General features: G+C 60.9%; 20 protein-coding genes. 12 read left to right on the top strand and 8 right to left on the bottom strand.

Annotation, left to right across the window (positions count from 1 at the left end):
* Window positions 1–66: 66 nt before the first annotated feature.
* Genes cyoE through cyoA form a run of 5 tightly spaced genes read right to left on the bottom strand, consistent with a single transcriptional unit; the run spans window position 67 to window position 4,862 of the window.
* Complete coding sequence (gene cyoE, locus ACWHXT_RS04360; RefSeq protein WP_447895369.1) at window positions 67–987, bottom strand: heme o synthase; 921 nt, start codon at window positions 985–987, stop codon at window positions 67–69.
* Window positions 945–1,271: a cytochrome o ubiquinol oxidase subunit IV gene (gene cyoD / locus ACWHXT_RS04355; protein ID WP_447528030.1), complete on the bottom strand. Its 327-nt coding sequence runs from the start codon at window positions 1,269–1,271 to the stop codon at window positions 945–947. The genes cyoE and cyoD overlap by 43 nt, the downstream gene beginning before the upstream one ends.
* Window position 1,272: 1 nt before the next feature.
* Window positions 1,273–1,893, bottom strand: a complete 621-nt coding sequence (gene cyoC / locus ACWHXT_RS04350) for a cytochrome o ubiquinol oxidase subunit III (RefSeq protein WP_447928283.1) — start codon at window positions 1,891–1,893, stop codon at window positions 1,273–1,275.
* On the bottom strand, window positions 1,893–3,869 hold the full coding sequence (gene cyoB / locus ACWHXT_RS04345) for a cytochrome o ubiquinol oxidase subunit I (RefSeq protein WP_447957384.1): 1,977 nt from the start codon (window positions 3,867–3,869) through the stop codon (window positions 1,893–1,895). Before cyoB ends, cyoC begins: the two co-directional genes overlap by 1 nt.
* A 3-nt stretch (window positions 3,870–3,872) precedes the next feature.
* Window positions 3,873–4,862 (bottom strand): ubiquinol oxidase subunit II, encoded by a 990-nt coding sequence (gene cyoA / locus ACWHXT_RS04340; RefSeq protein WP_447928281.1) that lies wholly within the window; start codon window positions 4,860–4,862, stop codon window positions 3,873–3,875.
* A 636-nt stretch (window positions 4,863–5,498) separates the two neighbouring features.
* Between cyoA and ACWHXT_RS04335 the strand changes: the two genes are divergently transcribed.
* The 8 genes from ACWHXT_RS04335 to ACWHXT_RS04300 all read left to right on the top strand — a co-directional run bounded on the left by ACWHXT_RS04335 (window position 5,499) and on the right by ACWHXT_RS04300 (window position 13,469).
* Window positions 5,499–6,347: an outer membrane protein OmpK gene (locus ACWHXT_RS04335; RefSeq protein WP_447957383.1), complete on the top strand. Its 849-nt coding sequence runs from the start codon at window positions 5,499–5,501 to the stop codon at window positions 6,345–6,347.
* A gap of 36 nt (window positions 6,348–6,383) precedes the next feature.
* Window positions 6,384–7,667 (top strand): NupC/NupG family nucleoside CNT transporter, encoded by a 1,284-nt coding sequence (locus ACWHXT_RS04330; RefSeq protein ID WP_447957382.1) that lies wholly within the window; start codon window positions 6,384–6,386, stop codon window positions 7,665–7,667.
* A 93-nt stretch (window positions 7,668–7,760) separates the two neighbouring features.
* On the top strand, window positions 7,761–8,546 hold the full coding sequence (deoC, locus tag ACWHXT_RS04325; RefSeq protein WP_447928278.1) for a deoxyribose-phosphate aldolase: 786 nt from the start codon (window positions 7,761–7,763) through the stop codon (window positions 8,544–8,546).
* Window positions 8,546–9,889 carry a thymidine phosphorylase gene (gene deoA / locus ACWHXT_RS04320; protein WP_447928277.1) on the top strand — a complete coding sequence of 448 codons (1,344 nt, stop codon included), beginning with the start codon at window positions 8,546–8,548 and terminating at the stop codon, window positions 9,887–9,889. Before deoC ends, deoA begins: the two co-directional genes overlap by 1 nt.
* On the top strand, window positions 9,889–11,127 hold the full coding sequence (locus tag ACWHXT_RS04315; protein WP_447957381.1) for a phosphopentomutase: 1,239 nt from the start codon (window positions 9,889–9,891) through the stop codon (window positions 11,125–11,127). Before deoA ends, ACWHXT_RS04315 begins: the two co-directional genes overlap by 1 nt.
* A gap of 43 nt (window positions 11,128–11,170) precedes the next feature.
* On the top strand, window positions 11,171–11,896 hold the full coding sequence (deoD, locus tag ACWHXT_RS04310; protein WP_447957380.1) for a purine-nucleoside phosphorylase: 726 nt from the start codon (window positions 11,171–11,173) through the stop codon (window positions 11,894–11,896).
* A 13-nt stretch (window positions 11,897–11,909) separates the two neighbouring features.
* The gene (gene cdd, locus ACWHXT_RS04305) at window positions 11,910–12,320 is read left to right on the top strand and encodes a cytidine deaminase (RefSeq protein ID WP_447957379.1); all 411 of its coding nucleotides are present in this window, start codon (window positions 11,910–11,912) and stop codon (window positions 12,318–12,320) included.
* A gap of 15 nt (window positions 12,321–12,335) precedes the next feature.
* Entirely contained in the window at window positions 12,336–13,469 is a 1,134-nt protein-coding gene (locus ACWHXT_RS04300) for an aminotransferase class V-fold PLP-dependent enzyme (protein ID WP_447957378.1), read from the top strand.
* A gap of 164 nt (window positions 13,470–13,633) precedes the next feature.
* Here the strand turns inward: ACWHXT_RS04300 and ACWHXT_RS04295 are convergent, their stop codons facing one another.
* Window positions 13,634–15,049: a hypothetical protein gene (locus tag ACWHXT_RS04295; RefSeq protein WP_447957377.1), complete on the bottom strand. Its 1,416-nt coding sequence runs from the start codon at window positions 15,047–15,049 to the stop codon at window positions 13,634–13,636.
* A 169-nt stretch (window positions 15,050–15,218) separates the two neighbouring features.
* Between ACWHXT_RS04295 and ACWHXT_RS04290 the strand changes: the two genes are divergently transcribed.
* Both ACWHXT_RS04290 and ACWHXT_RS04285 read left to right on the top strand, forming a co-directional pair.
* Window positions 15,219–16,166, top strand: a complete 948-nt coding sequence (locus tag ACWHXT_RS04290) for a DnaJ domain-containing protein (protein WP_447957376.1) — start codon at window positions 15,219–15,221, stop codon at window positions 16,164–16,166.
* 14 nt (window positions 16,167–16,180) lie between these two features.
* The gene (locus ACWHXT_RS04285) at window positions 16,181–16,618 is read left to right on the top strand and encodes a hypothetical protein (protein WP_447957375.1); all 438 of its coding nucleotides are present in this window, start codon (window positions 16,181–16,183) and stop codon (window positions 16,616–16,618) included.
* On the opposite strand, the gene ACWHXT_RS04280 is transcribed toward ACWHXT_RS04285, so the two are convergent.
* Complete coding sequence (locus tag ACWHXT_RS04280; RefSeq protein WP_447957374.1) at window positions 16,529–18,952, bottom strand: mechanosensitive ion channel family protein; 2,424 nt, start codon at window positions 18,950–18,952, stop codon at window positions 16,529–16,531. The genes ACWHXT_RS04285 and ACWHXT_RS04280 overlap by 90 nt on opposite strands.
* 164 nt (window positions 18,953–19,116) lie before the next feature.
* Here ACWHXT_RS04280 and ACWHXT_RS04275 point away from each other — a divergent pair, with 164 nt between their 5' ends.
* Both ACWHXT_RS04275 and ACWHXT_RS04270 read left to right on the top strand, forming a co-directional pair.
* Complete coding sequence (locus tag ACWHXT_RS04275) at window positions 19,117–20,124, top strand: amidoligase family protein (RefSeq protein WP_447928268.1); 1,008 nt, start codon at window positions 19,117–19,119, stop codon at window positions 20,122–20,124.
* A gap of 22 nt (window positions 20,125–20,146) precedes the next feature.
* Window positions 20,147–20,836, top strand: a complete 690-nt coding sequence (locus tag ACWHXT_RS04270; RefSeq protein ID WP_447957373.1) for a gamma-glutamyl-gamma-aminobutyrate hydrolase family protein — start codon at window positions 20,147–20,149, stop codon at window positions 20,834–20,836.
* On the opposite strand, the gene tpx is transcribed toward ACWHXT_RS04270, so the two are convergent.
* A complete protein-coding gene (gene tpx / locus ACWHXT_RS04265) occupies window positions 20,833–21,336 on the bottom strand; it encodes a thiol peroxidase (RefSeq protein WP_447928266.1) in 504 nt (167 codons plus the stop codon). The genes ACWHXT_RS04270 and tpx overlap by 4 nt on opposite strands.
* Between the last annotated feature and the right edge of the window lie 11 nt (window positions 21,337–21,347).

Here is a 21,347-nt window from a genome sequence, read left to right as displayed (position 1 = left end):
CCATAAACGAAAAACGCCCCAAGGTGACCCTCGGGGCGTTTTCATTTACTTACCGCGACCACCTCTTTAGGCGAGCGGTACCACGGCTTCCAGCACCATGATGATACTCAGCGCGGTAATGGTGAGAATCGACACACCGAATACCTGCCGCGCCCAGCGCACGTCGTCTTCCAGGCGGTAGCCACGCAGCGCCAGGTAGAGCCAGTAAAAGCCCATCACCAGTGCCACGCACAAGTAGCCGATCCCGGCTTTGCTCGCCAATACCAGCGCCAGCGAGGCGGGAATGAACGCCACGATATAGCCCAGAATGTGATGCTTGGCAGTCTTGATGCCACGCACCACCGGTAGAACCGGAATGGAGGCGCGCTGATAGTCCGCGTAGCGGAAGATCGCGATGGCATAAGAGTGCGGCATCTGCCACAGGCAAAAAATCACCAGCAGCGCGATCGCACCGCTATCGAACGTGCCGGTGACCGCGCAGTAGCCAACGACCGGCGGCATCGCACCGGAAAGGCTGCCTACCAGCGTGCCGTATTCGGAGCTGCGCTTCATGTAAAGGCTATATATGCCCACATAAACGCCCCAGCCGATCACCGCGAGCGCCACGGTCAAGCCGTTGGTGCCCAGCGCCAGACATACCACGCCGCAAACCCCCAGCAACGCTGAAAGGCCCAGCGCCATGGTGATCGAGACGCTACCGCGTACCAGCGGGCGATGGCGCGTGCGCGCCATCAATGCATCGATATCGCGGTCGATGACGTTATTGCAGGCACAGGCTGAACCGATAATCAGCGCAATGCCCAGTAAGACGGCGGCGAAGGTGATGCCATCGAACTGCCCCTGGGCGGCCAGGAAATAGCCGCCGATGGCGGCAATCAGATTGCCGCCGATGATACCGGGTTTAGTCAGCTCGAGAAGATCCTGCCGCCGGCTGGGCATCGTGGTTAGCCGATCATCATGTTGAGGTGCAGATGATGCATGATCCACAAAGAGCCTCCTACCACGAGGGCGAGAATCGAGACGGTGAACACGAAGGACATCATGTTCCATCCTTCGTCGGCCTTGGTATTCAGGTGCATGAACATCACAAGTTGAACAAGCATCTGCAGCACCGCGGTAATCACGATAATCCAGACCGTCACGGGCGTGCTGAACAAGCCCATCATGACCGCGCCAAATGGAATGATCGTCAGTACCAGCGAGAGTACCAGCCCCAGTACGTAGGATTTCGTCGAGCCGTGAGCGGACGGTTGGCTAGAAGAATGACTCATCTCAAAGCACTCCCATCAGGTAAACGAAGGAGAACACGCAGATCCAGACGATATCCAGGAAGTGCCAGAACAAGCTAAGGCACAGCATGCGCGGACGCGTTTGGGCGTTGATCCCCTTGGTGGACAGCTGAACCAGCATGACCAGAATCCAGATCATACCGAAGGTGACGTGCAGACCGTGGGTACCTACCAGCGTAAAGAACGATGACAGGAACGCGCTACGATCCGGCCCGAACCCTTCGTGAATCAGGTGTTGGAATTCGTAAACTTCCATCCCCAAAAACATCAGACCCAGAACGAAGGTCACGCCGAGCCACATTTTCACCTGGCCAACGCGGTTGGCGTTCATCGCCAACACGCCCATGCCGAAGGTGAAACTACTGATCAAAAGGGCAAAGGTGCCAAAAAGAATCAGCGGCAGTTCGAAAATATCGGCGCCGGTCGGGCCGCCCGCCGTGCCCCTCATGAGCACGGCGTAGGTGGCAAACAGCGTACCGAAGATCACCAGGTCACTCATCAGGTAGACCCAGAAGCCGAAGACTTTGGTGCCTTCTACATCGTGGTGATCGTGGTCGTGATGCTCGTCAGCATGGGCGCCGTGGTGCGTTGTATCTGTCGCCATTACCCTTGTGCCTCCAAACGCTTTTGATGAGCCCGCTCGATCCGCTCAACCTCGGCGGCCGGGACATAGTAGTCGATGTCGTCGTTAAAGACGCGCGCCAAAAAGCTCACCAGCGTACCCACTGCGCCAACGATCGCCAGCCACCAGATATGCCAGATCATCGCGAAGCCAAAGATCATCGCAAACAAGCTGATAATCGGGCCCGCCACGGTGTTTCTGGGCATGTGAATATCCTGGTAGGTCTTCTCTTCCGCCTGCTCGATACCGCGCTGTTTCTGAGTCCAGAAGCTATCGATATCGCCGACTTCCGGCTCGTGCGCGAAGTTATAGAACGGCGCGGGCGAAGAAGTAGACCACTCGAGCGTACGGGCATCCCACGGGTCGCCGGTGACGTCCTGATTCTGCTTACGATCGCGGATGCTCACGTAGAACTGGATCAGCGTACAGGCGATACCCAGCGCGATCAGTACCGAGCCTACCCAGGCAACGATCATCCAGGGCTGCCATTCAGCGTTGGGGTAGGACTGCATGCGGCGCGCCGCACCGTAGAAGCTCAGCACATAAAGCGGCATGAACGCGGTGTAGAAACCGGTGATCCAGAACCAGAAGGCACGCTTGCCCCACTTCTCGTTCAGCGTGAAGCCGAACGCTTTCGGGAACCAGTAGGTCAGACCTGCCAGCATGGCGAATACAACGCCGCCGATGATGACGTTATGGAAGTGCGCGATAACGAACAGGCTGTTGTGCAGCACGAAGTTCGCCGCCGGCAGCGCCAGCATGACACCGGTCATACCACCGATCGTAAAGGTGATGATGAAGCCAAGGGTCCACAGTACCGGCGAGGTCATTTCCAGGCGACCACGGAAGATGGTGAAGATCCAGTTGAAGACCTTAACCCCGGTCGGGATGGCGATGATCATCGTCATGATGCCGAAGAAGGCGTTGACGTTGGCACCGGCCCCCATGGTGAAGAAGTGGTGCAGCCAAACGATGAACGAAAGTACCGTGATGGCAACGGTTGCCCATACCATGGTGTGGTAACCGAACAGACGCTTGCGAGCGAACGTTGCAATGACTTCCGAGAAGACACCGAACGCCGGCAGCACCAGGATATACACCTCCGGGTGGCCCCAGGCCCAGATCAAGTTGACGTACATCATTACGTTGCCGCCAAGCTCGTTGGTAAAGAAGTTCATACCGAAGTAGCGGTCAAGCGTAAGCAGTGCAACGGTCGCCGTCAGAATCGGGAACGAGGCGATGATCAGCACGTTGGCGCACAAGGACGTCCAGGTGAAGATCGGCATGCGGAACATCGTCATGCCTTTGGTACGCATCTTCAAAATAGTGACGAAGAAGTTGATACCCGTTAGCGTCGTACCGATACCGGATATTTGCAGCGCCCATATCCAGTAATCCACCCCGACCCCGGGACTGTACTCTATCCCCGACAGTGGCGCATAAGCGAGCCAGCCGGTCTTGGCGAACTCACCCAGTACCAGCGATACGTTGATCAGCACAGCGGAAACTGCGAACAGCCAAAAGCTCAGGTTGTTCAAGAACGGGAAGGCGACGTCGCGCGCACCGATCTGTAGCGGCACCACCAGGTTCATCAGGCCGATAACCATCGGCATCGCTACGAAGAAGATCATGATAACGCCGTGGGCGGTAAAGATCTGGTCGTAGTGATCCGGTGGCAAAAAGCCCATCGAGCCGCCAGCGGCCAGGGCCTGCTGACTACGCATCATGATGGCGTCGGCGAAACCGCGCAGCAGCATGACAAGCGCCACCGCGAAGTACATGATACCGAGTTTTTTGTGGTCGACCGAAGTGAACCACTCATTCCATAGCCAGCCCCACTTACGGAAGTAAGTAATCGCGCCCAACAGGGCGATGGCACCGACAATCATCCCAATACCCACGATCACGATAATCGGATCGTGTAAGGGGATTGCTTCTAAGCTTAGTTTACCGAACACGGCTTACCCTCCCGCCTCGTTGCTGATGAGCTGGTCGTCGTCAGACCCCTCACCCTCTTGGTTTTCGGTCGTTTGATAGGCTTCATTCGTATCAACGGCCGGTGCACGGTCTGCGTCCTGCGTTTCCGTCTCAGGGTCTGTTCCCGAATGGAAACTGCTTACTAGCCGCTCGTAGAGTTCCGGCGTTACGTCAGAGAAGTACTCGACCGGGACGAACGAAGAACGCTCGGCAAGTTCGGAGTAACCTTCCGGGTAAGTCAGGGTGTTGGGCGACGCGGCGACTTCTGCGACCCACTCATCGAAGTTCTCTTGCGATGTCACGTGAGCGTCGAAGACCATACCGGCGAAGCCTGCACCGCTATAGTTGGTGGAGCGCCCCCAGTAGGTACCGATTTCGTTACCCATGAGATGGACGTCGTTGTCCATGCCCGCCATTGCGTAGATCTGTGTGCCCAGACGCGGAATGAACAGCGAGTTCATGACCGAGCCGGAGCTCACCCGAAAGCGCACCGGTGTATTGACCGGCATGGCGACTTCGTTGATCGTGGCGATGCCCTGTTCGGGATAAATGAACAGCCATTTCCAGTCCAGCGAGACCGCCTGGATTTCAAGCGTCGGCTCGTCGCTCTCGAGGGGGCGGTGCGGGTCGAGCTCGTGAGAAGAGCGCCAGGTAATCACCGCCAGAATACCGACGATGACAACGGGCACCAGCCACACGATACCTTCGATCACGTTGGAGTGCGCCCAGTCCGGCAGGTACTGCGCGACGGTGTTGTTGCGCCGATAGTGCCAACCGAAAGCGATCGTAAGCACGATGACCGGGATCACCACGATCATCATCAAGCCAAAGGCACTGAGAATCAGCGAACGCTGTGCTTCACCAATATCGCCCTTGGGGTCCATCAGGGCCGAGCTACAGCCTGCAAGGAGCAAGCACAGCGCGAGGAGCACGAAGAAAGTGCCACGCCTGCGCCATTTGGAGGGTTGTTGCATGGTGCGATCTCGTCAGAGTTGCGTTTCAAAACTAGCCGCCAGACAGCAAGCCAAACGATATGCCATATAGCAGACCAACTAGCACCCCATACTTTTCCTGGCGCACCAGGCGCGGGCCTCATAACACCGGGAAAAATATGCGCTACCGCATGGGGTTGGTAGCGAACCTGGCGTGCGTTTCACGCACGAATAAAGGCGGAGGTATTTTCTATTGATTACGCGCGCGCAGAAAGCGACGCATTGCCGCACCCTGCCCGTTCAAAACCCATGAATACCGCCTTTCGGCCAAGTCACTGCGATGCTCGGCTCACGGTTCGAGCGTCTCTCAAATCGCTTTGAAATCTGCCCGTCATCGGAGACCACCGCATCGAGGCTGCCAAGAGTAGCAAAATAGGCTGGTCGAGCAACACCCATTTGCGCACATTGACCGGTAAAGTTCGCTTTTCGCCCGATCAAACCCACGCGGCGCTTTTTTGAACGCCTCGAAGAGGGCGGGCAAAGCGGTATTAAACAAATAAAACTAAATGTTATAATCTAAAGCCATGCCAGCCCGCGTCCACGTACCCCGGCGCACTACTTGAACCGCCCTACTAACAATACCAGATGGCGGCCGTGCCACGTTAACCTTGAGGCCTTATGACTGTTCTACCTATTAACCGACTTCCGCACGCATCCATTTTCTGCGGGGCGGGCGCCTTGCTGGTAGGCGCGCTACTCACGCCCCAGGCATTGGCCAACGAACCCGAGCCGCAAACCCTCGACCGGCTCTGGTCATTTGCCAATGTCTCGGTCAACTACCTGGACTGGTCCAGCGGTACCGAACGCCGCACCGCCAACAACGCAGCCAAAAGCGACTTCACCTACGTGGAGCTCGAAGGCGGCGTTGGCTTTAGCTGGGGCGAGTTCTACGGCTTCTTCGACTTCGAAAACCCGACCAACGATCAGTTCGACGAATCGAGCAACGGCCAGGATAACTTTCGTACCGCGGGCAAGGTCACCTCGCACATCTATCTGGGCGATACGCCTTTCTCGCTCTACGCCCACGTCTATGATTTCCGCGACTACGGCTTCGACGGCCGCGAACAGGATCAGATCCTGGGCCTTGGCTACCGCACCACCTTCGATAACGGCCTGTGGTTCAAGCCCTTCATCGGTCCGGCGCGGGTACAGAGTGACGGCTACACGGGCATGAACGGCTATATGGCCGGCTGGGTCGCGGGTTACGAATTCACGGCCTTCGATCAGGGCTTTAGCGTGACCAACTGGCACGAGCAAACCTTCGATCGCGACAGCGACTACATCGAACAGAACTACGTGGGTGGCACGGCTAGCCGTACCGGCACCAACGGGGCGATCGGTCTTTGGTGGCACCCGGCGGATTTGATCACCACCGGCGTTCAGTACCGCTACTCGGATAACAAGCTAGGCGCACCGAATCAGTACCAAAACGCGATGATCTACTCGGTCAAGCTCAACTTCCTATAAACCGAGGCGAGCCTCGCGAACTCAAAGGATCTCCCTATGACACTCCTTATGAGCCTGGTCGGCATGGCGACGCTAGTCGCCATTGCGCTGCTGTTCTCCTACGACCGTAAGGCCATACGTCTGCGCACCGTACTGGGCGCCTTCGCCATTCAGGCGAGTATCGGTGCGTTCGTGCTTTACATCCCCTTCGGTCAGGTTTTTCTGGGCACGATTTCGGCCGGTGTGAGCCAGGTACTGGTGTTTGCCAACGACGGTATCGACTTCCTGTTTGGTGGCCTGGCGGATGTCGAAAGCATCGGCTTCGTTTTTGCGGTTCGGGTTCTACCGGTCATCATCTTCTTCTCCTCCTTGATTGCCGTGCTCTACTACCTGGGCATCATGCAGTGGGTCATCCGCATTTTGGGTGGCGCGCTTCAAAAGGCGCTAGGCACCTCGCGCACCGAATCGCTTTCGGCCACGGCGAACATTTTCGTGGGTCAAACCGAGGCGCCGCTGGTGGTGCGTCCGTTCATCGCACGCATGACCCCGTCGCAGCTTTTCGCCGTAATGTGTGGCGGCCTGGCCTCGGTGGCAGGCTCGGTATTGGCCGGCTACGCGCAGCTGGGTATTCCCATGGAGTATCTGGTGGCCGCCTCGTTCATGGCCGCCCCGGGCGGGCTGCTGTTCGCCAAGCTGATCATGCCGGAAACCCAGGACAACGCGGATAGCGATAGCATTTCCAAAGTGGACGAAGAGCTCAAGGAGCAGGACGACAAGCCGGTCAACGTGCTGGACGCAGCGGCCTCCGGCGCGACCTCCGGGATGATGCTGGCCGCCAACGTGGGCGCCATGCTGCTGGCGTTCATCGGCTTGATCGCGCTGATCAACGGCATTTTGGGCGGTGTCGGCGGCTGGTTCGGCTTCGAGACGTTGAGCCTGGAAATGATCCTTGGCTGGCTCTTCGCGCCGCTGGCGTTTTTGCTCGGTGTGCCCTGGTCGGAAGCGACCCTGGCCGGTTCGTTCATCGGCCAAAAGATCGTCGTCAACGAGTTCGTCGCCTTCATCAACCTCGCCCCTTACATCGATGGGGAACAGGTAGTGGCCGCGACGGGTCAGATGATGACGCCGCATACCGCCGCGATTCTGTCCTTTGCACTGTGTGGCTTTGCCAACCTGTCCTCCATTGCGATCTTGCTGGGCGGGCTTGGCAGTATCGCGCCGACTCGGCGCAATGAAATCGCCCGGTACGGGGTCAAAGCCGTACTGGCCGGCACGCTGTCCAACTTGATGTCGGCCTCGATCGCAGGCTTTTTCATCGCGTTGGGAAGCGTCGCGGCGTAGCCCTTTTTTTAAATGCGCCAAAAAACGGGCACGCCACGCGCGATGCCCGTTTGTTTTTTACACTGAAAATATCGATACCAACGCGAGAATGCCATGACTGCCTCACCCGACCTCATTCAAGCCGCTAAACAAGCGCTCGCCCTGATGGACGTCACCAGCCTCAACGACGACGACACCGACGCGCGCATCGAGTCGCTATGCCAGATGGTCAAAACCCCGGTCGGCACGCCCGCCGCAGTCTGCATCTATCCGCAGTTCATCGTGACCGCTCAGCGCGCCCTGAGCGCCCACAACCTGGCAGGCCAGGTAAAAATCGCCTCGGTGACCAACTTCCCTGAAGGGGGCGAGGACATCATGGGCGCGGCCCGGGCCACCCGCGAAGCCGTTGCCTCCGGCGCCGACGAAGTCGACGTGGTCTTCCCCTATCGCGCGCTGATGGCCGGCGATGAAGAAACCGGCCGGGAACTGGTCGAAATGTGTAAGGCCGCCTGCGGTGGCCAGGCGCTTTTGAAAGTGATTCTGGAGACCGGCGAGCTGAAAACGCCCGCGCTGATCAAGCGGGCGAGCGAGCTTGCCATCGAAGGCGGCGCCGACTTCATCAAGACCTCGACGGGCAAGGTCGAAACCAACGCCACCTTAGAAGCCGCCGAAGTGATGCTCAACGCCATCAAGGCAAGCGGCCAGGAGGTGGGCTTCAAAGCCTCCGGCGGCGTACGCACCGTCGAAGAGGCGATCGAGTACATGAAACTCGCCGCCAGCATCATGGGCCCACACTGGGTCACACCCCAGCATTTCCGTTTTGGCGCCTCGAGCCTTTTGGGTAACGTCCTCATGACCTTGAACGCCACCGACACCGCGCCGGAAGAAGGAGAATACTAATGTCTTCCCAGCACGCCCTGCTCCCCCAGGAATTCATCCGCCTCAAGCGCGACGGCCAGGCGCTGCCGCTCGAGGAGATCAAGCACTTCGTTCAAGGCGTGGCCGATGACCGCATCAGCGATGCCCAGATCGGTGCTTTCACCATGGCGGTCTATTTGAACGGCATGAGCCGCGAAGAAGTCGTGGCGCTGACCACCGCCACCCGTGACTCCGGCCACGTCATGGAGTGGGGCTCGATGAACCTGCCCGGCCCCATCGTCGACAAGCATTCCACCGGCGGCGTGGGTGATCTGGTGTCGCTGGTGCTCGGCCCCTGGGTCGCCGCCTGCGGCGCATACGTGCCGATGATTTCCGGGCGCGGGCTTGGCCATACCGGCGGCACGCTGGATAAGCTCGAGTCGATCCCCGGCTACGACCCCTACCCCGCCCCGGAACGCTTCGGCCAAGTGGTGAAATCCTCGGGCGTGGCGATCATCGGCCAAACCGGCAACCTGGCGCCGGCGGACAAGCGCATCTACGGCGTGCGCGACATTACCGCCACCGTGGAGTCGATCCCGCTGATTACCGCCTCTATCCTTGGCAAGAAGCTCGCCTCCGGGCTCGACGCGCTGGTCATGGATGTCAAAGTCGGCAGCGGCGCCTTCATGCCCACGCCGGAAAAATCCCGGGAGCTTGCCGAAAGCATTGCCAACGTGGCAACCCAGGCAGGCACCCCGACCACCGCGCTATTGACCGACATGAGCCAGCCGCTGGCCCCCAGTGCCGGCAACGCGGTCGAAATCGTCGACACCCTGGCCCTGCTGCGCGGCGAGCGCCCGCAAAGCCGCGTGATGCAGGTCACCCGGGAGCTGGCCGTCGAGATGCTGATGGCCGGCAAGCTGGCCGCTAATCGCGAGGAGGCCCTTGCGAAGCTCGACAAAGCGCTGACGTCCGGCGCGGCCGCCGAAGTCTTCGCCCGTATGGTGTCGGAACTTGGCGGGCCGAGCGACTTCATGGAGAAATCGGACAGCTACCTGCCCAAGGCGGCGGTCGTGAAGCCGGTCTACGCGTCCGAGTCCGGTATCGTCAGTCGTATCGACACCCGGGCGGTCGGCATGAGCGTGGTCGAGCTTGGCGGCGGGCGCCTTCGCAACGACGCCGCCGTCGACCACAGCGTCGGCTTTAGCGAGATCGCCGAAATCGGTGACCGGGTCGATGGCGAAAAGCCGCTGGCCATGGTTCACGCCCAGAGCGAAGAGGCCGCCAACCGCGCCGCCGAGCAGCTCAAGGCCGCCATCACCCTGGGCCAAGCCGCCGTCAACGCCGATACGCTGATACAGGACACCTTTAGAGGAGAAGCCTAATGCGCCGCGCGATCGTAGTAGTACTGGATTCGTTTGGTATTGGCTCGGCGCCGGACGCCGCGGCCTTCGGCGATGAAGGCGCCGACACCCTGGGCCATATCGCCGCCGCCTGCGCCCGCGGCGAGGCCGACACCGAATTTCGCAGTGGGCCCTTGAAGCTGCCCAATATGGCCAAGCTCGGGCTTTTTCACGCCCACCGGGATGCCACCGGCCAAGTGGCCGAAGGCGTCGAGCTCCCCGAAGAACTCAAGGGCGCCTACGCCCACGCCCAGGAAATTTCCAGCGGCAAGGACACGCCGTCCGGCCACTGGGAAATCGCCGGGGTTCCGGTGCGTTTCGACTGGGGCTACTTCTCGGATAAAGAGGGCAGCTTTCCGCCGGCCCTTTTGGACAAGATCGTCGAGCAGGCCGGGCTTCCCGGCACGCTGGGCGACTGCCACGCCTCGGGCACCGAGATCATCGCGCGGCTGGGCGAGGAGCACGTCGAAACCGGCAAGCCGATCGTTTACACCTCGGCGGACTCGGTTTTTCAGATCGCTGCCCACGAAGAGCATTTCGGCCTCGAGCGCCTCTACGCGCTTTGTGAAACCGTGCGCGAGCTGCTCGAGCCCTATAACATCGGCCGGGTCATCGCCCGCCCGTTCGTCGGCGATGACGCCGCGAGCTTCACGCGTACCGGCAACCGCCGCGACTACAGCATCGAGCCGCCGACGCCGACGGTACTACAAAAGCTCGCGGAAGCCGGTGGCGACGTGGTCTCGATTGGCAAGATCGCCGACATCTACGCCCACTGCGGCATTACCCATAAGGTGAAAGCCAGCGGCCACGACGCGCTAATGGACGCCACCCTGGGGGAAATCGCGCGCACCGAGGCCCGCGAGAAGCCGACGTTCATCATGGCCAACTTCGTCGATTTCGACTCGCTCTACGGCCACCGTCGCGACGTGCCCGGCTACGCCAGTGCGCTTGAGGATTTCGACGCCCGCCTGCCGGAGCTGATGGGCGCGCTCGACAAGGACGACCTGGTGATACTGACCGCGGACCACGGCTGCGACCCGAGCTGGGAAGGCACCGAGCACACCCGCGAGTACGTGCCGATGCTGGTGAGCGGCGCAAGCTTTACCCCAGGGCCGCTTGGCAAACGCGACACCTTCGCCGATATCGGCCAGACGCTTGCCGACTTCTTCGTGCTGCGCGCAATGGACGACGGCGAAAGCTTTCTGCCCGCCTTCGTCTGATTCGTTTTTGACCGCTCAAGGTTTGATCGTTTAAGGAGCATTTATGGCAACGCCCCACATCAACGCAGAATCTGGCGACTTCGCCGATACGGTTTTAATGCCCGGCGACCCGCTGCGCGCTCAGTACATTGCCGACACCTTCCTCGAGAACGTGCGCCAGGTAAACGACGTGCGCGGCATGCTGGGCTTTACCGGCACCTACCAGGGTGTCGAGGTCTCGGTGATGGGCCATGGCATGGGGATCCCCTCGGTTTCCATCTATGCCAAGGAGCTGATCACCGAGTTTGGGGTGAAGTCGATCATTCGCGTGGGCTCCTGTGGGGCGGTGCGCGACGACGTCAACCTGCGCGATGTGGTCATCGGCCTGGGCGCGAGCACCGACTCCAAGGTCAATCGCATGCGCTTCAACGACCACGATTTCGCCGCCATTGCGGATTTCGAGTGGGCGAGCCACGCCGTGGCCGCCGCCAGGGCGCACAGCGTGCCGGTGAAAGTAGGCAATATCTTCTCCGCGGATCTGTTCTACAACCCCCAGGAGCAGATGGCGGAGTTGATGAAGCGCTTCAACATCGTCGGCGTCGAGATGGAAGCGGCCGGGCTTTACGGCGTGGCCGCCGAGTTCGGCGCCCGGGCGCTGACGATCTGCACCGTGTCGGACCATATCCTGAAAGGCGATTCGCTCTCGAGTGCCGAGCGCCAAACCACCTTCAACGACATGATGACCATCGCCCTCGACGCCGTACTGCGCGACAAGGGCGTCAACGCCTGAACCGGAGATTGCGATGAATCAGGTAGATCCTGCGCTGGTAGAGCGCCTTACCGGCGCCCTGGCTAACGCCTACGTGCCCTACTCCGCCCACCCGGTCGCCGCCATCATGGAGACGCCGGATGGCCAGCAGTTCGTTGGCTGCAACGTCGAGGTGGCCCATTACAAGGGCATCTGCGCCGAGGGCTCGGCGATTTCGGCCATGGTCACCGCCGGTCACCATACGCTTTCGAAAGTGTACGTAATGGGCCCGGGCGAGCACCTGTGTACGCCCTGCGGTGACTGCCGCCAGCGCATTCGCGAGTTCGCCGCCCCCGGCACCGAGATCCACGTGGTCTCTCGCGCCGGCGAACGGCTCAAGACCTACACCATCGAGACGCTGCTGCCCGATGCCTTCGGCCCCGAGCAGTTGCCCGCGCGCCCTTAACTCCAGGAGAAGCCCATGGCGGCCCTTTTGCCCGACGTCGACCCGAACGGTTTGCTCGAATATTCGGTGGTCTACACCGACCGTTCGCTCAACCATATGTCCGCGCGTTTCCAGCACGTAATGCGCGACATTTCCGCCACGCTCAAGGAGGTCTATAACGCCCAGGCCAGCGTTATCGTGCCGGGTAGCGGCACCTTTGGCATGGAGGCCGTGGCCCGCCAGTTCGCGAAGGACGAGAAGGTGCTGGTGATTCGCAACGGCTGGTTCAGCTACCGCTGGACCCAGATCATCGAGATGGGCCGTTTGACCGAGGATCACACCGCGCTCAAGGCGCGTCGGGTGAAAGAAAACGACCCCCAGGCGCCTTTCGCGCCGATGCCCGCAAGCGAGGTCGCCGAGCGCATTCGCGCCGAAAAGCCGGCGGTCGTCTTTGCCCCCCAGGTGGAAACCTCGGCGGGTATTTTGCTGCCGGACGACTATATTCGCGAAGTGGCCGCGGCGGCCCGGGAAGTGGACGCGCTGTTCGTACTCGACGCGATCGCCGCGGGTACGCTCTGGGTGGATATGCAGGACCTGGGTATCGACGTGGTGGTCAGCGCGCCGCAAAAAGGCTGGAGCGGCCAGCCCTGCTGCGCCATGGTCATGCTGTCCAGCCGCGCCGTCAAGCGCCTGGAAAACACCCAGAGCAACAGCTTCGCCTGCGATTTGGGCAAGTGGCATGCCGTCATGCAGGCGTATGAAAACGGTGGTCACGCCTACCACGCCACCATGCCCACCGACGCCCTGCGCGCGCTTTGTGCCATCATGCAGGAGACCCGCGAGTACGGCTTCGCCAAGGTGAAGCAAGAGCAGATCGAACTCGGCCGCGCGGTGCGCGATATGCTGACACGCCAGGGCTTCAAAAGCGTGGCCGCCAAGGGCTTCGAGGCGCCGGGCGTGGTCGTGAGCTACACAAGCGATGCCGCGCTGGTCGGCAAGTTAGGCCAGGCGGGGGTGCAGGTCGCCGGCGGCGTGCCGTTGATGTGTGATGAAGGCGATCACTTCCAGACCTTTCGTATCGGCCTTTTCGGGCTGGACAAGCTTCACCATACCCAGCGCAGCGTCGATCAGCTGGAAAAGGCGATCGAAGCGGTGAATCGTGAATCGTGAATCGTGAATCGTGAATCGTGAATCGTGAATCGTGAATCGTGAATCGTGAATCGTGAATCGTGAATCGTGAATCGTGAATCGTGAATCGTGAATCGTGAATCGGTAAGTAGAGTGGGTGAGGGATAAGCGGTCAATCGTTAAAGCGCCCTTTGGGGCGCTTTACGTTACCGGGATGCGCTTTTCTGCTCGACCCGCTCGACATCGACGATCCCTGAGCGGCTGACCACGACCTTCCAACGCACCAGCTGCGGCGTGTCTTCACTGCCGGTTTCGCGAATCACCAAATTGAACAGGTGGCGGCGCTCGACGCTTTCGCGCACCGCCTGGCCCTCTTTCAGCCGGTAGATATGGTGCTTGCCCTTGTTCATTAGCCGGGTGAGGAGCGAAATATCCAGCGTCAGCGTTTCCCGGGTGTGCTCATAGCCACTCAAAAAGCGCGTGGGGGACATCCGCGAACGCGAGCGATAATGCAGCACCATTTCCTCGCGCTGGGCAACGCTTCGGTGGCGAAGTTTTTGTATCTCTTCGTCCAGTGATGAAAAGCGCTTGTAGTTGAACCATTCGAGCTGCTTGCCGACCAGCACGTTGCGCGTCGGGTCCAGATACCGGCGGCGCCACTTGGGCCGCCCCTTGCGCAGAAGCCGCCACAGCGTATTGCGCAGGTCATCCTTGAACACCTCGCGCATGGCGTACAGGATCGCCATCACCAGTACGAACAGCGCGGTAATGTCCCCCACCACATCCCGTGCCTGCAAAACCCCCAGCGTCACAAACGACATGACCACGGCCGTTGCCAGCGCCTTCACCGCCCGCTGCTCGCCATGACCCAGCTCGAGCGAAGCCTGTTTGAGGGTAATCGGGTGCTCGATCAAGCGGCGCATAAGGCGCATTTTATTGGACATGCGGGTGGGGTCGGCCATGACCCGTTCGGCGTTGTACTGCCGCTCCCGACGGTAGCCGTTTTCCACCTCGCACAGGTCGATCAGCTGTTTACGCACCGGGTTGAACACCCCGCCCCGCGGCAGGTGCGCCACTAGCGTCAGGCGCTGCTGCTCGGTGAACCAGGAAAGATAGTTGTCGATATTGGCGAAATACTTGTAAAGCGCCTCGTCGCTTGGCTCGTTACGCCGCAGGCGTCTAAGGATGCCCTCGCTCAGGTCATTCATTTCATCGACCTTATCCAGAAGCGCCTGCTGGCTTTCGCGCTCGGCCTCGGAAAGCTCCTCTTTTTTCTCGACGCGCAGCGCTCGGGCATCGGTAAGTACCGACTGAGTGGCCTGTTCCAAAGCAATAACGTACTGGTAGGCGTAAAGGCTCAAGCCAAGCCGGTAGGACTCGCTGCCCAGCCGGTTGCGGCTCGCCAAGCGGCTATGCACCAGCGGCAGGTGGTACTGGTCACTGTAGTAGGTGCGCGATACCTGAACGGCGCTATGAAAGAAGGCCTCTTCGGTGACCAGCTGCGTGCCAAGCCCCAGCTCACCGGGAACAAACAAGTAAACATCCAGCGTGTGCGACGTCTCCTCTTTCAGCCGCCGGGTAAGCCTTAGCTGAAAGCTGTTTTTACGCTCGACGTTAATCACCTGCCTGCTATCTCCTTAAGGTAAAATGTTTCATCATGTGCCTTTGGGCCCTGCTCGAACACGCCGGTTTCGAAGGCTCTCCCCAAGCGTAGCCCAGGATGGGCTTGCTATCGTGCAGTACGCGGGCGAGTATTGCCCGCTAATCTTTCATCGCTTTTGGAGCCAGGGGATGCCCACCGCCCGTTTTTCTACCTTTGAGCGTGTGCTTGTTAAAAGCCGCAGCCAAGTGGATACGGCGGTGCTTCTTTTGCTGGCCTGGGTACTGACCAAGCGCCAGCATATTTCCGAAGGCCAGCGTCGGCGCCGCCTGGCGCAGGTCACCGCGCAGTTTCGTCACGATCACGCGCAGGGCGTAATGTTCGATATTGCCCGCCAGCAGGATCTCAAGGCGCTACAGCTGGCCGCCGAGGTAGTGCGCAGCGAGTGCGACGAGCCGCGCCGCCTGGCGATCATGCACCAGGCCATTGCGCTGGCCACCGACGACGGTAAGCTCTCCCCCGCCAACCATTACGTGCTGCGCTTTCTGGCCGACGTGCTCACCATTGCGCCGGCGACCCTGGTCACGCTTTTTCAAGAACTCACCGGCAGCGCGTTAGAGCTACCCGAGGATATCAGCCGCCGCGGCTATTGGCTGCACCACGACGCTGCCTACCGCGAAGAGAAAGCCCGCCAGGCCCAAGAAGCCCAGGCACAAGCCGAACGCGAACAGGCCGAGCGTGAAAAGGCACGGCGCGAACACGCCGAACGGGAAAAGGCGCGCCAGGAACAGGCCGAACGGGAGCGCGCCCGCGAAGAAAAAACGCGCCGAGAGCGGGCGCGCCAGGAAAGTGATCGCCGCGAACGGGCACGGCGCGAAAACGCCCAACACGAACAGCGCCGCGAGCAGCATACCCGCGTCGAGCCCGCCGGGGGTTACCAGACCCGCCGGGCGCTGGCGGTGCTGGAGCTCTCCCCCGGTGCCAGTCGCGCGGAGATTCGCCGCGCCTACCGGCGCATGGCGCAGTTGCACCACCCGGACCGCTTCTACACCAAAAGCGAGCACCACATAGCGCTGGCCTCTCAACGGTTTCAGCGTATAAAAAATGCCTACGACTATCTGATCAAAGCGACGCTTTAACGAAGGGTTCTGACATGCGCGATCTCTACAAACGGCTGGCGCTTTCCCCCAAGGTGGACGAGCAGACGCTCAACACCGCGCTGGAAAAGTGCGCCAACAGCGCACTGCGCGAGGACGCTGAGGCAACCCTGGCCGAGGCCCGCCACCGCGCCCAGTACGATGCGATGCACCATACGCTAAGCGATATCGGCCGCCTGCGCGCCGGGCTTGGGTTAAGTCACGCCCCGCACTGGCAAGGCGATGCCGCCAACGACTTCTCGATGCCGCCGGACAACACCCCGCCCCGGCTGGACGAACTTTCCCAGCGCCTTGGCGAAGCGGTGACGTTTTACGACCGCTGGAAGCGCTTTCGCGGCGGCTGGCTACTCGTCGCCGTGTTCGCCGTTGGTGCTAGCGTAGGCCTCGCTTTGGGGCTCGCCCTGCTCGTTCGGTTTGGGGTGGGGTCGGTCTGACTGACGCTCGCGCTCGTCCTTGCGCGTTTCGGCGTTCGTAGGCCGCGGCGCGGGTTTGGGCGGTGCAGGCCGCTGACGCGGCCCCTCGGGGTCGTCACCGCTGGTTTCGATAAAGAAATCGGTTCCCGCGCTCTCCTCCACCTCTGACTGGGACCGAGGCTCCATGCTGACGCTAAGCCGCGGCACGCCCAGGTCGATGTTTTGCGCTTCCATGCGCTGCTTGAGCAGCAGGTTGAACGCCCGGGAGACGTCCCACTGCATCTCCGGGGCGGTACGAAAGCGCATCCGCAGCACCGGGCAGCCATCTTCGAAGCCCTGAACCCCCTGCATCTCGAGAGGCGACCAGATGTAGTGGCGCATCATCGGGTCCTTACGCAGCTCCTGGGCGGTCTCCTGCATCAGCGTGATGGCGTCATCGATGTGCATATCAAACGGAATTCGAATACGCATCAGGGCGATACCGAACTGGCGCGACATGTTATGAATCGATTCGATGCGGCTAAAGGTGATGATGTGTACCACGCCGTCCAAATCGCGCAGCTTCACCGTGCGCAGGGTCAGCCCCTCGACGGTGCCCATGTGGCTGTTGATCTGGACGAAGTCGTCCACGGCCAGCGAGTCTTCGATCAAAATGAAAATACCGGTGATCAAATCCTGCACCAGGGTTTGCGCGCCAAAACCGATCGCCAGACCGATGACACCGGCACCGGCCAGCAGCGGTGTCACGTTGACCCCGATATTGGCAAGCCCAACGATCACCGCGATGATCAAAATAGCGACGAAAATCACGTTGCGGATCATGGGCGTGATGGTTTGCGCCCGGGCCTGGTTGACCCGGCGCCCGCGCGAGCGTGCCGACGAGGTCAGCGCCCGCTGGATGGCGGTATCGGCAAAGATCCACACAAGCCAGGCCAGCAAGACAGTCGCGCCCAGGCTCACCAGCGCCTGGCCAATCCGCGCGCTTGCCACGGCCTGCTGGCCCAAACCGAACAGCGAGCCGCCCCATACCTGCATGGAGAGCTCGGCAAATACCATCCAGGCGCACAGGTGCGCCAGCACGAAACCAAAGCGCTCCAGCCGCTTGCGGTACTGGCTATGGCGGCGGCGGTGACGGCGCTTGGTGAGCCGCTCGGCCTGGCGGCGCAGAAGCCCCGTGACCACCAGCGTCAGCACCAAAAGGCTTGCGGAGATGATCGAACGGGCCAGTGCGGTGGCCACGTCGCCCACGGTAATGAAGATCGCCAGTAGCGAGCCGCCCACCATTAAAAGCGCTGGAATGTGCCAAAGCCCGCCCAGCGTACGGACCATTTCGACCGCCGCGCTGGCATCGCGGCGCTGTTTATAAGGCCGGTTACAGATCAGATGGCGCACCGGGCGCTTGAACTTGAAGATAAACCGCGCCGCCAGCACCGCCGCCAGCATATTGGCCAGCACCGAGGTAAGGCTTGCAAGCTCGGCGCCCAGCAGATCGACCAGCCGGGTGGAGTTCACCGCATCGCCCAGGGCGATCAGCGCGCCGATCACGAACAGCCCGCGCAACGCCTGGTTTTGCATTAGCTGTACCGCGGTAAAGCGGTGGCCGCGGCTGAAAAACGCAATGACCGTCTCGAACACCACCGACAGCGCCCGCCCACACAGGCAAACGTAGGCAATCACCAGTATCAGCGTGCGCCCGGCGCTGTAAGGCAGAAGCTGGCCAATCCCTAAAATGACCGCAAACGAGAGCGTCCAGGGCAGCATGCGGCGAAAGAAGTGGGCGACCAAAAGCCAGGCCTTGGGATCCCGCGGCAAATCGAGCGGCCACTCGCGCCGGGTGGCAATCAGCCGCCCAAAGGCGATCAGCGCGATCAACAGGGATATCCAGATCGCCGCCAGAATGGCGCCGTCCACGACCTCGCGGATTGCCTCGCCCTGGTTAGTGTCTTCATTGAGCGCGCGCAGATCCTGGGCGCCCTGCAAAAGCTGGCGGGACCACTCGTCGACCGGGGAGTTACCCGATTGCGCCTGGTCCCCCAGGTCGCTCAACGTATCGGCAAGCGCGCCCAGAAGCCCCTGGCGGGCCACGCCCTCCTCTTCGGCGGCTTCGCTGGTGGTCTGCAGCTCGCGCAGCGAGTTGAGAAGGGCCCGGCGCTGCTCATCGTTTTCCAACAATGTAATGACGTCGGACAGCGAGCTTTGAAACTCACTGCTACTCACCGACTCCTCTTCGGCCGTATCGTCGCTGCTGGTAAGGCTGGGCAGCCCCACGCTTTGTGCCTGCGCCAAAGACGCCGCGCCCACCATTGCCCATAGCGCGACACTCAAAAAGACAGTGATCAACCAGTGCTGTCGCACATGCTCCTCCAGGCTCGACCGATGCGTATCGGTCTCATTGATGAACGACCCAATAACGGTGGTGGGTAACGAGGCAAAATAACCAGGCCACGATGAATATCGCTTAGCCTACCGCCTGACTATGATAGGGTGAAGGCCTAAACGTTCACCTCAAGGATCTAGAGATGACGCTCCAGGCGCCCCCCCATCGTTTGAACCATCACGGCCAAACGCGACGCGTCGGCGTGGAGATCGAATTTGCAGGGCTTCCCCCTCACGACACCGCCCAACTGGTGAGCGAACTCTTCGGGGGCGAGCTTAACGTGGTAAGCCCACACAGGCTACTGGTACATCATACCCGCTGGGGCACCTTTGGTATCGAGCTCGATACACAGTATGCCCACCCGGACCAGACGCTGCTGGACGACCAGCGCGACGACGACAGCGAATGGGCGCGCCAGCAGCACCTTCGCCGGGTGGAGTTTCACCGCAAAACCCGCGAACTGATCGGCGATATGGTCACCGGCCTGGTGCCCACCGAAATCGTCTGTCCGCCGGTGCCCTGGGAGGAACTGGACGAACTGGACACGCTGTTCAAGGCACTGCGCGAAAAAGGTGCCAAAGGCACCGATGCCAGCCTGCTCTATGGGTTCGGCCTGCACCTCAACCCGGAAGCCGGGGCGATGGATGCCGAGTCCCTTTTGGCGATGCTGCGCGCTTACATGCTGTTGGCCCAGTGGCTGCGCGATGAAATCAAGGTCGATATCACTCGCGAAGTGCTCCCCCACGCCAACCCGTTTCCCAAGGAGTACGCGCTGAAGGTACTGGACCGGCGCTACGCCCCGTCGCTCGATCAATTGATCGACGACTACCTTCATTATAACCCGACGCGTAACCGCGAGCTGGACCTTTTACCGCTGTTTGCCCATCTGCGCCCGGATCATCCCCACGCGCTTTTGCACAGCCAGCTCACCAAGCCGCGCCCTACTTTTCACTACCGGCTGCCCAACGCGCAGCTCTCCCAGCCGGGTTGGGGCTCGGCGGTGGAGTGGAACCGCTGGGTCGAGGTCGAAAAACTCGCCGCTAACCATGAGGCCTTGAATGCCCGGTGCGATGAGTACATCGCCTACAACACCCAGGCCTGGACGACCCGCTTGAAAAACAAACTGCTGCGTTCGTTCAAGCGTCGCTGAAATTTTTGAGAGACTTCGTTTTATGACCCGCCCGCTCATCGGTATCACGACGTCCGATTACAAGAGCCACCTGGCCTGGTGGTTCGACTGGTTCGCCGTTTGGCGCCATGGCGGAAAGCCGCTGCGCCTTTCGCCCTCGCGCCCGCTGCCCGACACCCTGGACGGCTTGATCGTCGGCGGCGGCGACGATATTCAGGCGCACCTGTACGGTGGCGAAGTGCAGCTCGACGTGCGTCTCGACCCGGCCCGGGACGAGCTCGAGCTCGAATTACTGGGGCGCTTCATTCCCGGCCACACGCCGGTACTGGGTATTTGCCGCGGCGCCCAGCTGATCAACGTACATCTGGGCGGCACCCTGGACCCGGACATCTATACCACCCACGAAGGTTTGAAACGCCGCCGCACGGTACTGCCGCGCAAAACCGTGGATATCGTCACCGGGAGTAAACTCCACAGCCTGCTCGACGTGAGCTGGTGTCGTGTGAATAGCCTGCACCACCAGGCGGTGCACGAGGCCGGCAACGGTATCAAGATCGTCGCCCGCGACCGGGATGGGCTGGTGCAAGGTATCGAGTCGCAACATCACGACTTCGTGATCGGCGTTCAGTGGCACCCGGAGTGGCTGATTTTCAACCGCCCTCAGCAGCGTTTGATTAGCGCGCTGGTGAAGGCGGCGAAAAAGCGCCGTAGCGCCGAGTCTTCCGGGCGTTAAGCGCCCAGTACGGCCAGCGCGGCGTCGTAGTCGGGCTCGTCTTTAAGCTCGCTGACCAATTCGCTGTGTAGCACGGTGTCGTCACGATCGAGCACGACCACCGCACGGGCGCAGAGGCCTTCCATGGCGCTATTGGTCAGCGCCACGCCCCACTCCTTGAGAAACGCCTGATGGCGAAAGGTAGAGAGCGTTTCGACGTTATCCAGGCCCTCGGCACCGCAAAAGCGCACCGCCGCGAACGGCAAATCCGCCGACACCACCATCACCACCGTATCCGGCAAGTTGGAAGCCAGCTCATTGAAGCGCCGGGTCGACGTGGCGCAGGTCGGCGTATCGACACTGGGAATGATATTGAGCACCTTGCGCTTACCGGCGTAGTCGTCGAGAGTGACGTCGCTTAGTTCCCGGTTGGTCAGCGTAAGGCCGGGGGCTTTCTCGCCCACTTTCGGTATGACGCCGTCAACGTCCATCGGGGTACCGCCTCGGGTAATTTGCTGCATAGAATAGTAGT

The organism is Vreelandella halophytica (assembly GCF_968193635.1).
Note: the sequence above shows the minus strand (reverse complement) of the source record. Positions and strands in the feature narration are given on the sequence as shown.

Coding starts and splice junctions, on each gene's coding strand:
- cyoD (WP_447528030.1), bottom strand. CDS start 1,271: ATGAGTCATTCTTCTAGCCAACCGTCCGCTCACGGCTCGACGAAATCC.
- cyoC (WP_447928283.1), bottom strand. CDS start 1,893: ATGGCGACAGATACAACGCACCACGGCGCCCATGCTGACGAGCATCAC.
- cyoA (WP_447928281.1), bottom strand. CDS start 4,862: ATGCAACAACCCTCCAAATGGCGCAGGCGTGGCACTTTCTTCGTGCTC.
- ACWHXT_RS04335 (WP_447957383.1), top strand. CDS start 5,499: ATGACTGTTCTACCTATTAACCGACTTCCGCACGCATCCATTTTCTGC.
- ACWHXT_RS04330 (WP_447957382.1), top strand. CDS start 6,384: ATGACACTCCTTATGAGCCTGGTCGGCATGGCGACGCTAGTCGCCATT.
- deoC (WP_447928278.1), top strand. CDS start 7,761: ATGACTGCCTCACCCGACCTCATTCAAGCCGCTAAACAAGCGCTCGCC.
- deoA (WP_447928277.1), top strand. CDS start 8,546: ATGTCTTCCCAGCACGCCCTGCTCCCCCAGGAATTCATCCGCCTCAAG.
- ACWHXT_RS04315 (WP_447957381.1), top strand. CDS start 9,889: ATGCGCCGCGCGATCGTAGTAGTACTGGATTCGTTTGGTATTGGCTCG.
- deoD (WP_447957380.1), top strand. CDS start 11,171: ATGGCAACGCCCCACATCAACGCAGAATCTGGCGACTTCGCCGATACG.
- cdd (WP_447957379.1), top strand. CDS start 11,910: ATGAATCAGGTAGATCCTGCGCTGGTAGAGCGCCTTACCGGCGCCCTG.
- ACWHXT_RS04300 (WP_447957378.1), top strand. CDS start 12,336: ATGGCGGCCCTTTTGCCCGACGTCGACCCGAACGGTTTGCTCGAATAT.
- ACWHXT_RS04290 (WP_447957376.1), top strand. CDS start 15,219: ATGCCCACCGCCCGTTTTTCTACCTTTGAGCGTGTGCTTGTTAAAAGC.
- ACWHXT_RS04285 (WP_447957375.1), top strand. CDS start 16,181: ATGCGCGATCTCTACAAACGGCTGGCGCTTTCCCCCAAGGTGGACGAG.
- ACWHXT_RS04275 (WP_447928268.1), top strand. CDS start 19,117: ATGACGCTCCAGGCGCCCCCCCATCGTTTGAACCATCACGGCCAAACG.
- ACWHXT_RS04270 (WP_447957373.1), top strand. CDS start 20,147: ATGACCCGCCCGCTCATCGGTATCACGACGTCCGATTACAAGAGCCAC.
- tpx (WP_447928266.1), bottom strand. CDS start 21,336: ATGCAGCAAATTACCCGAGGCGGTACCCCGATGGACGTTGACGGCGTC.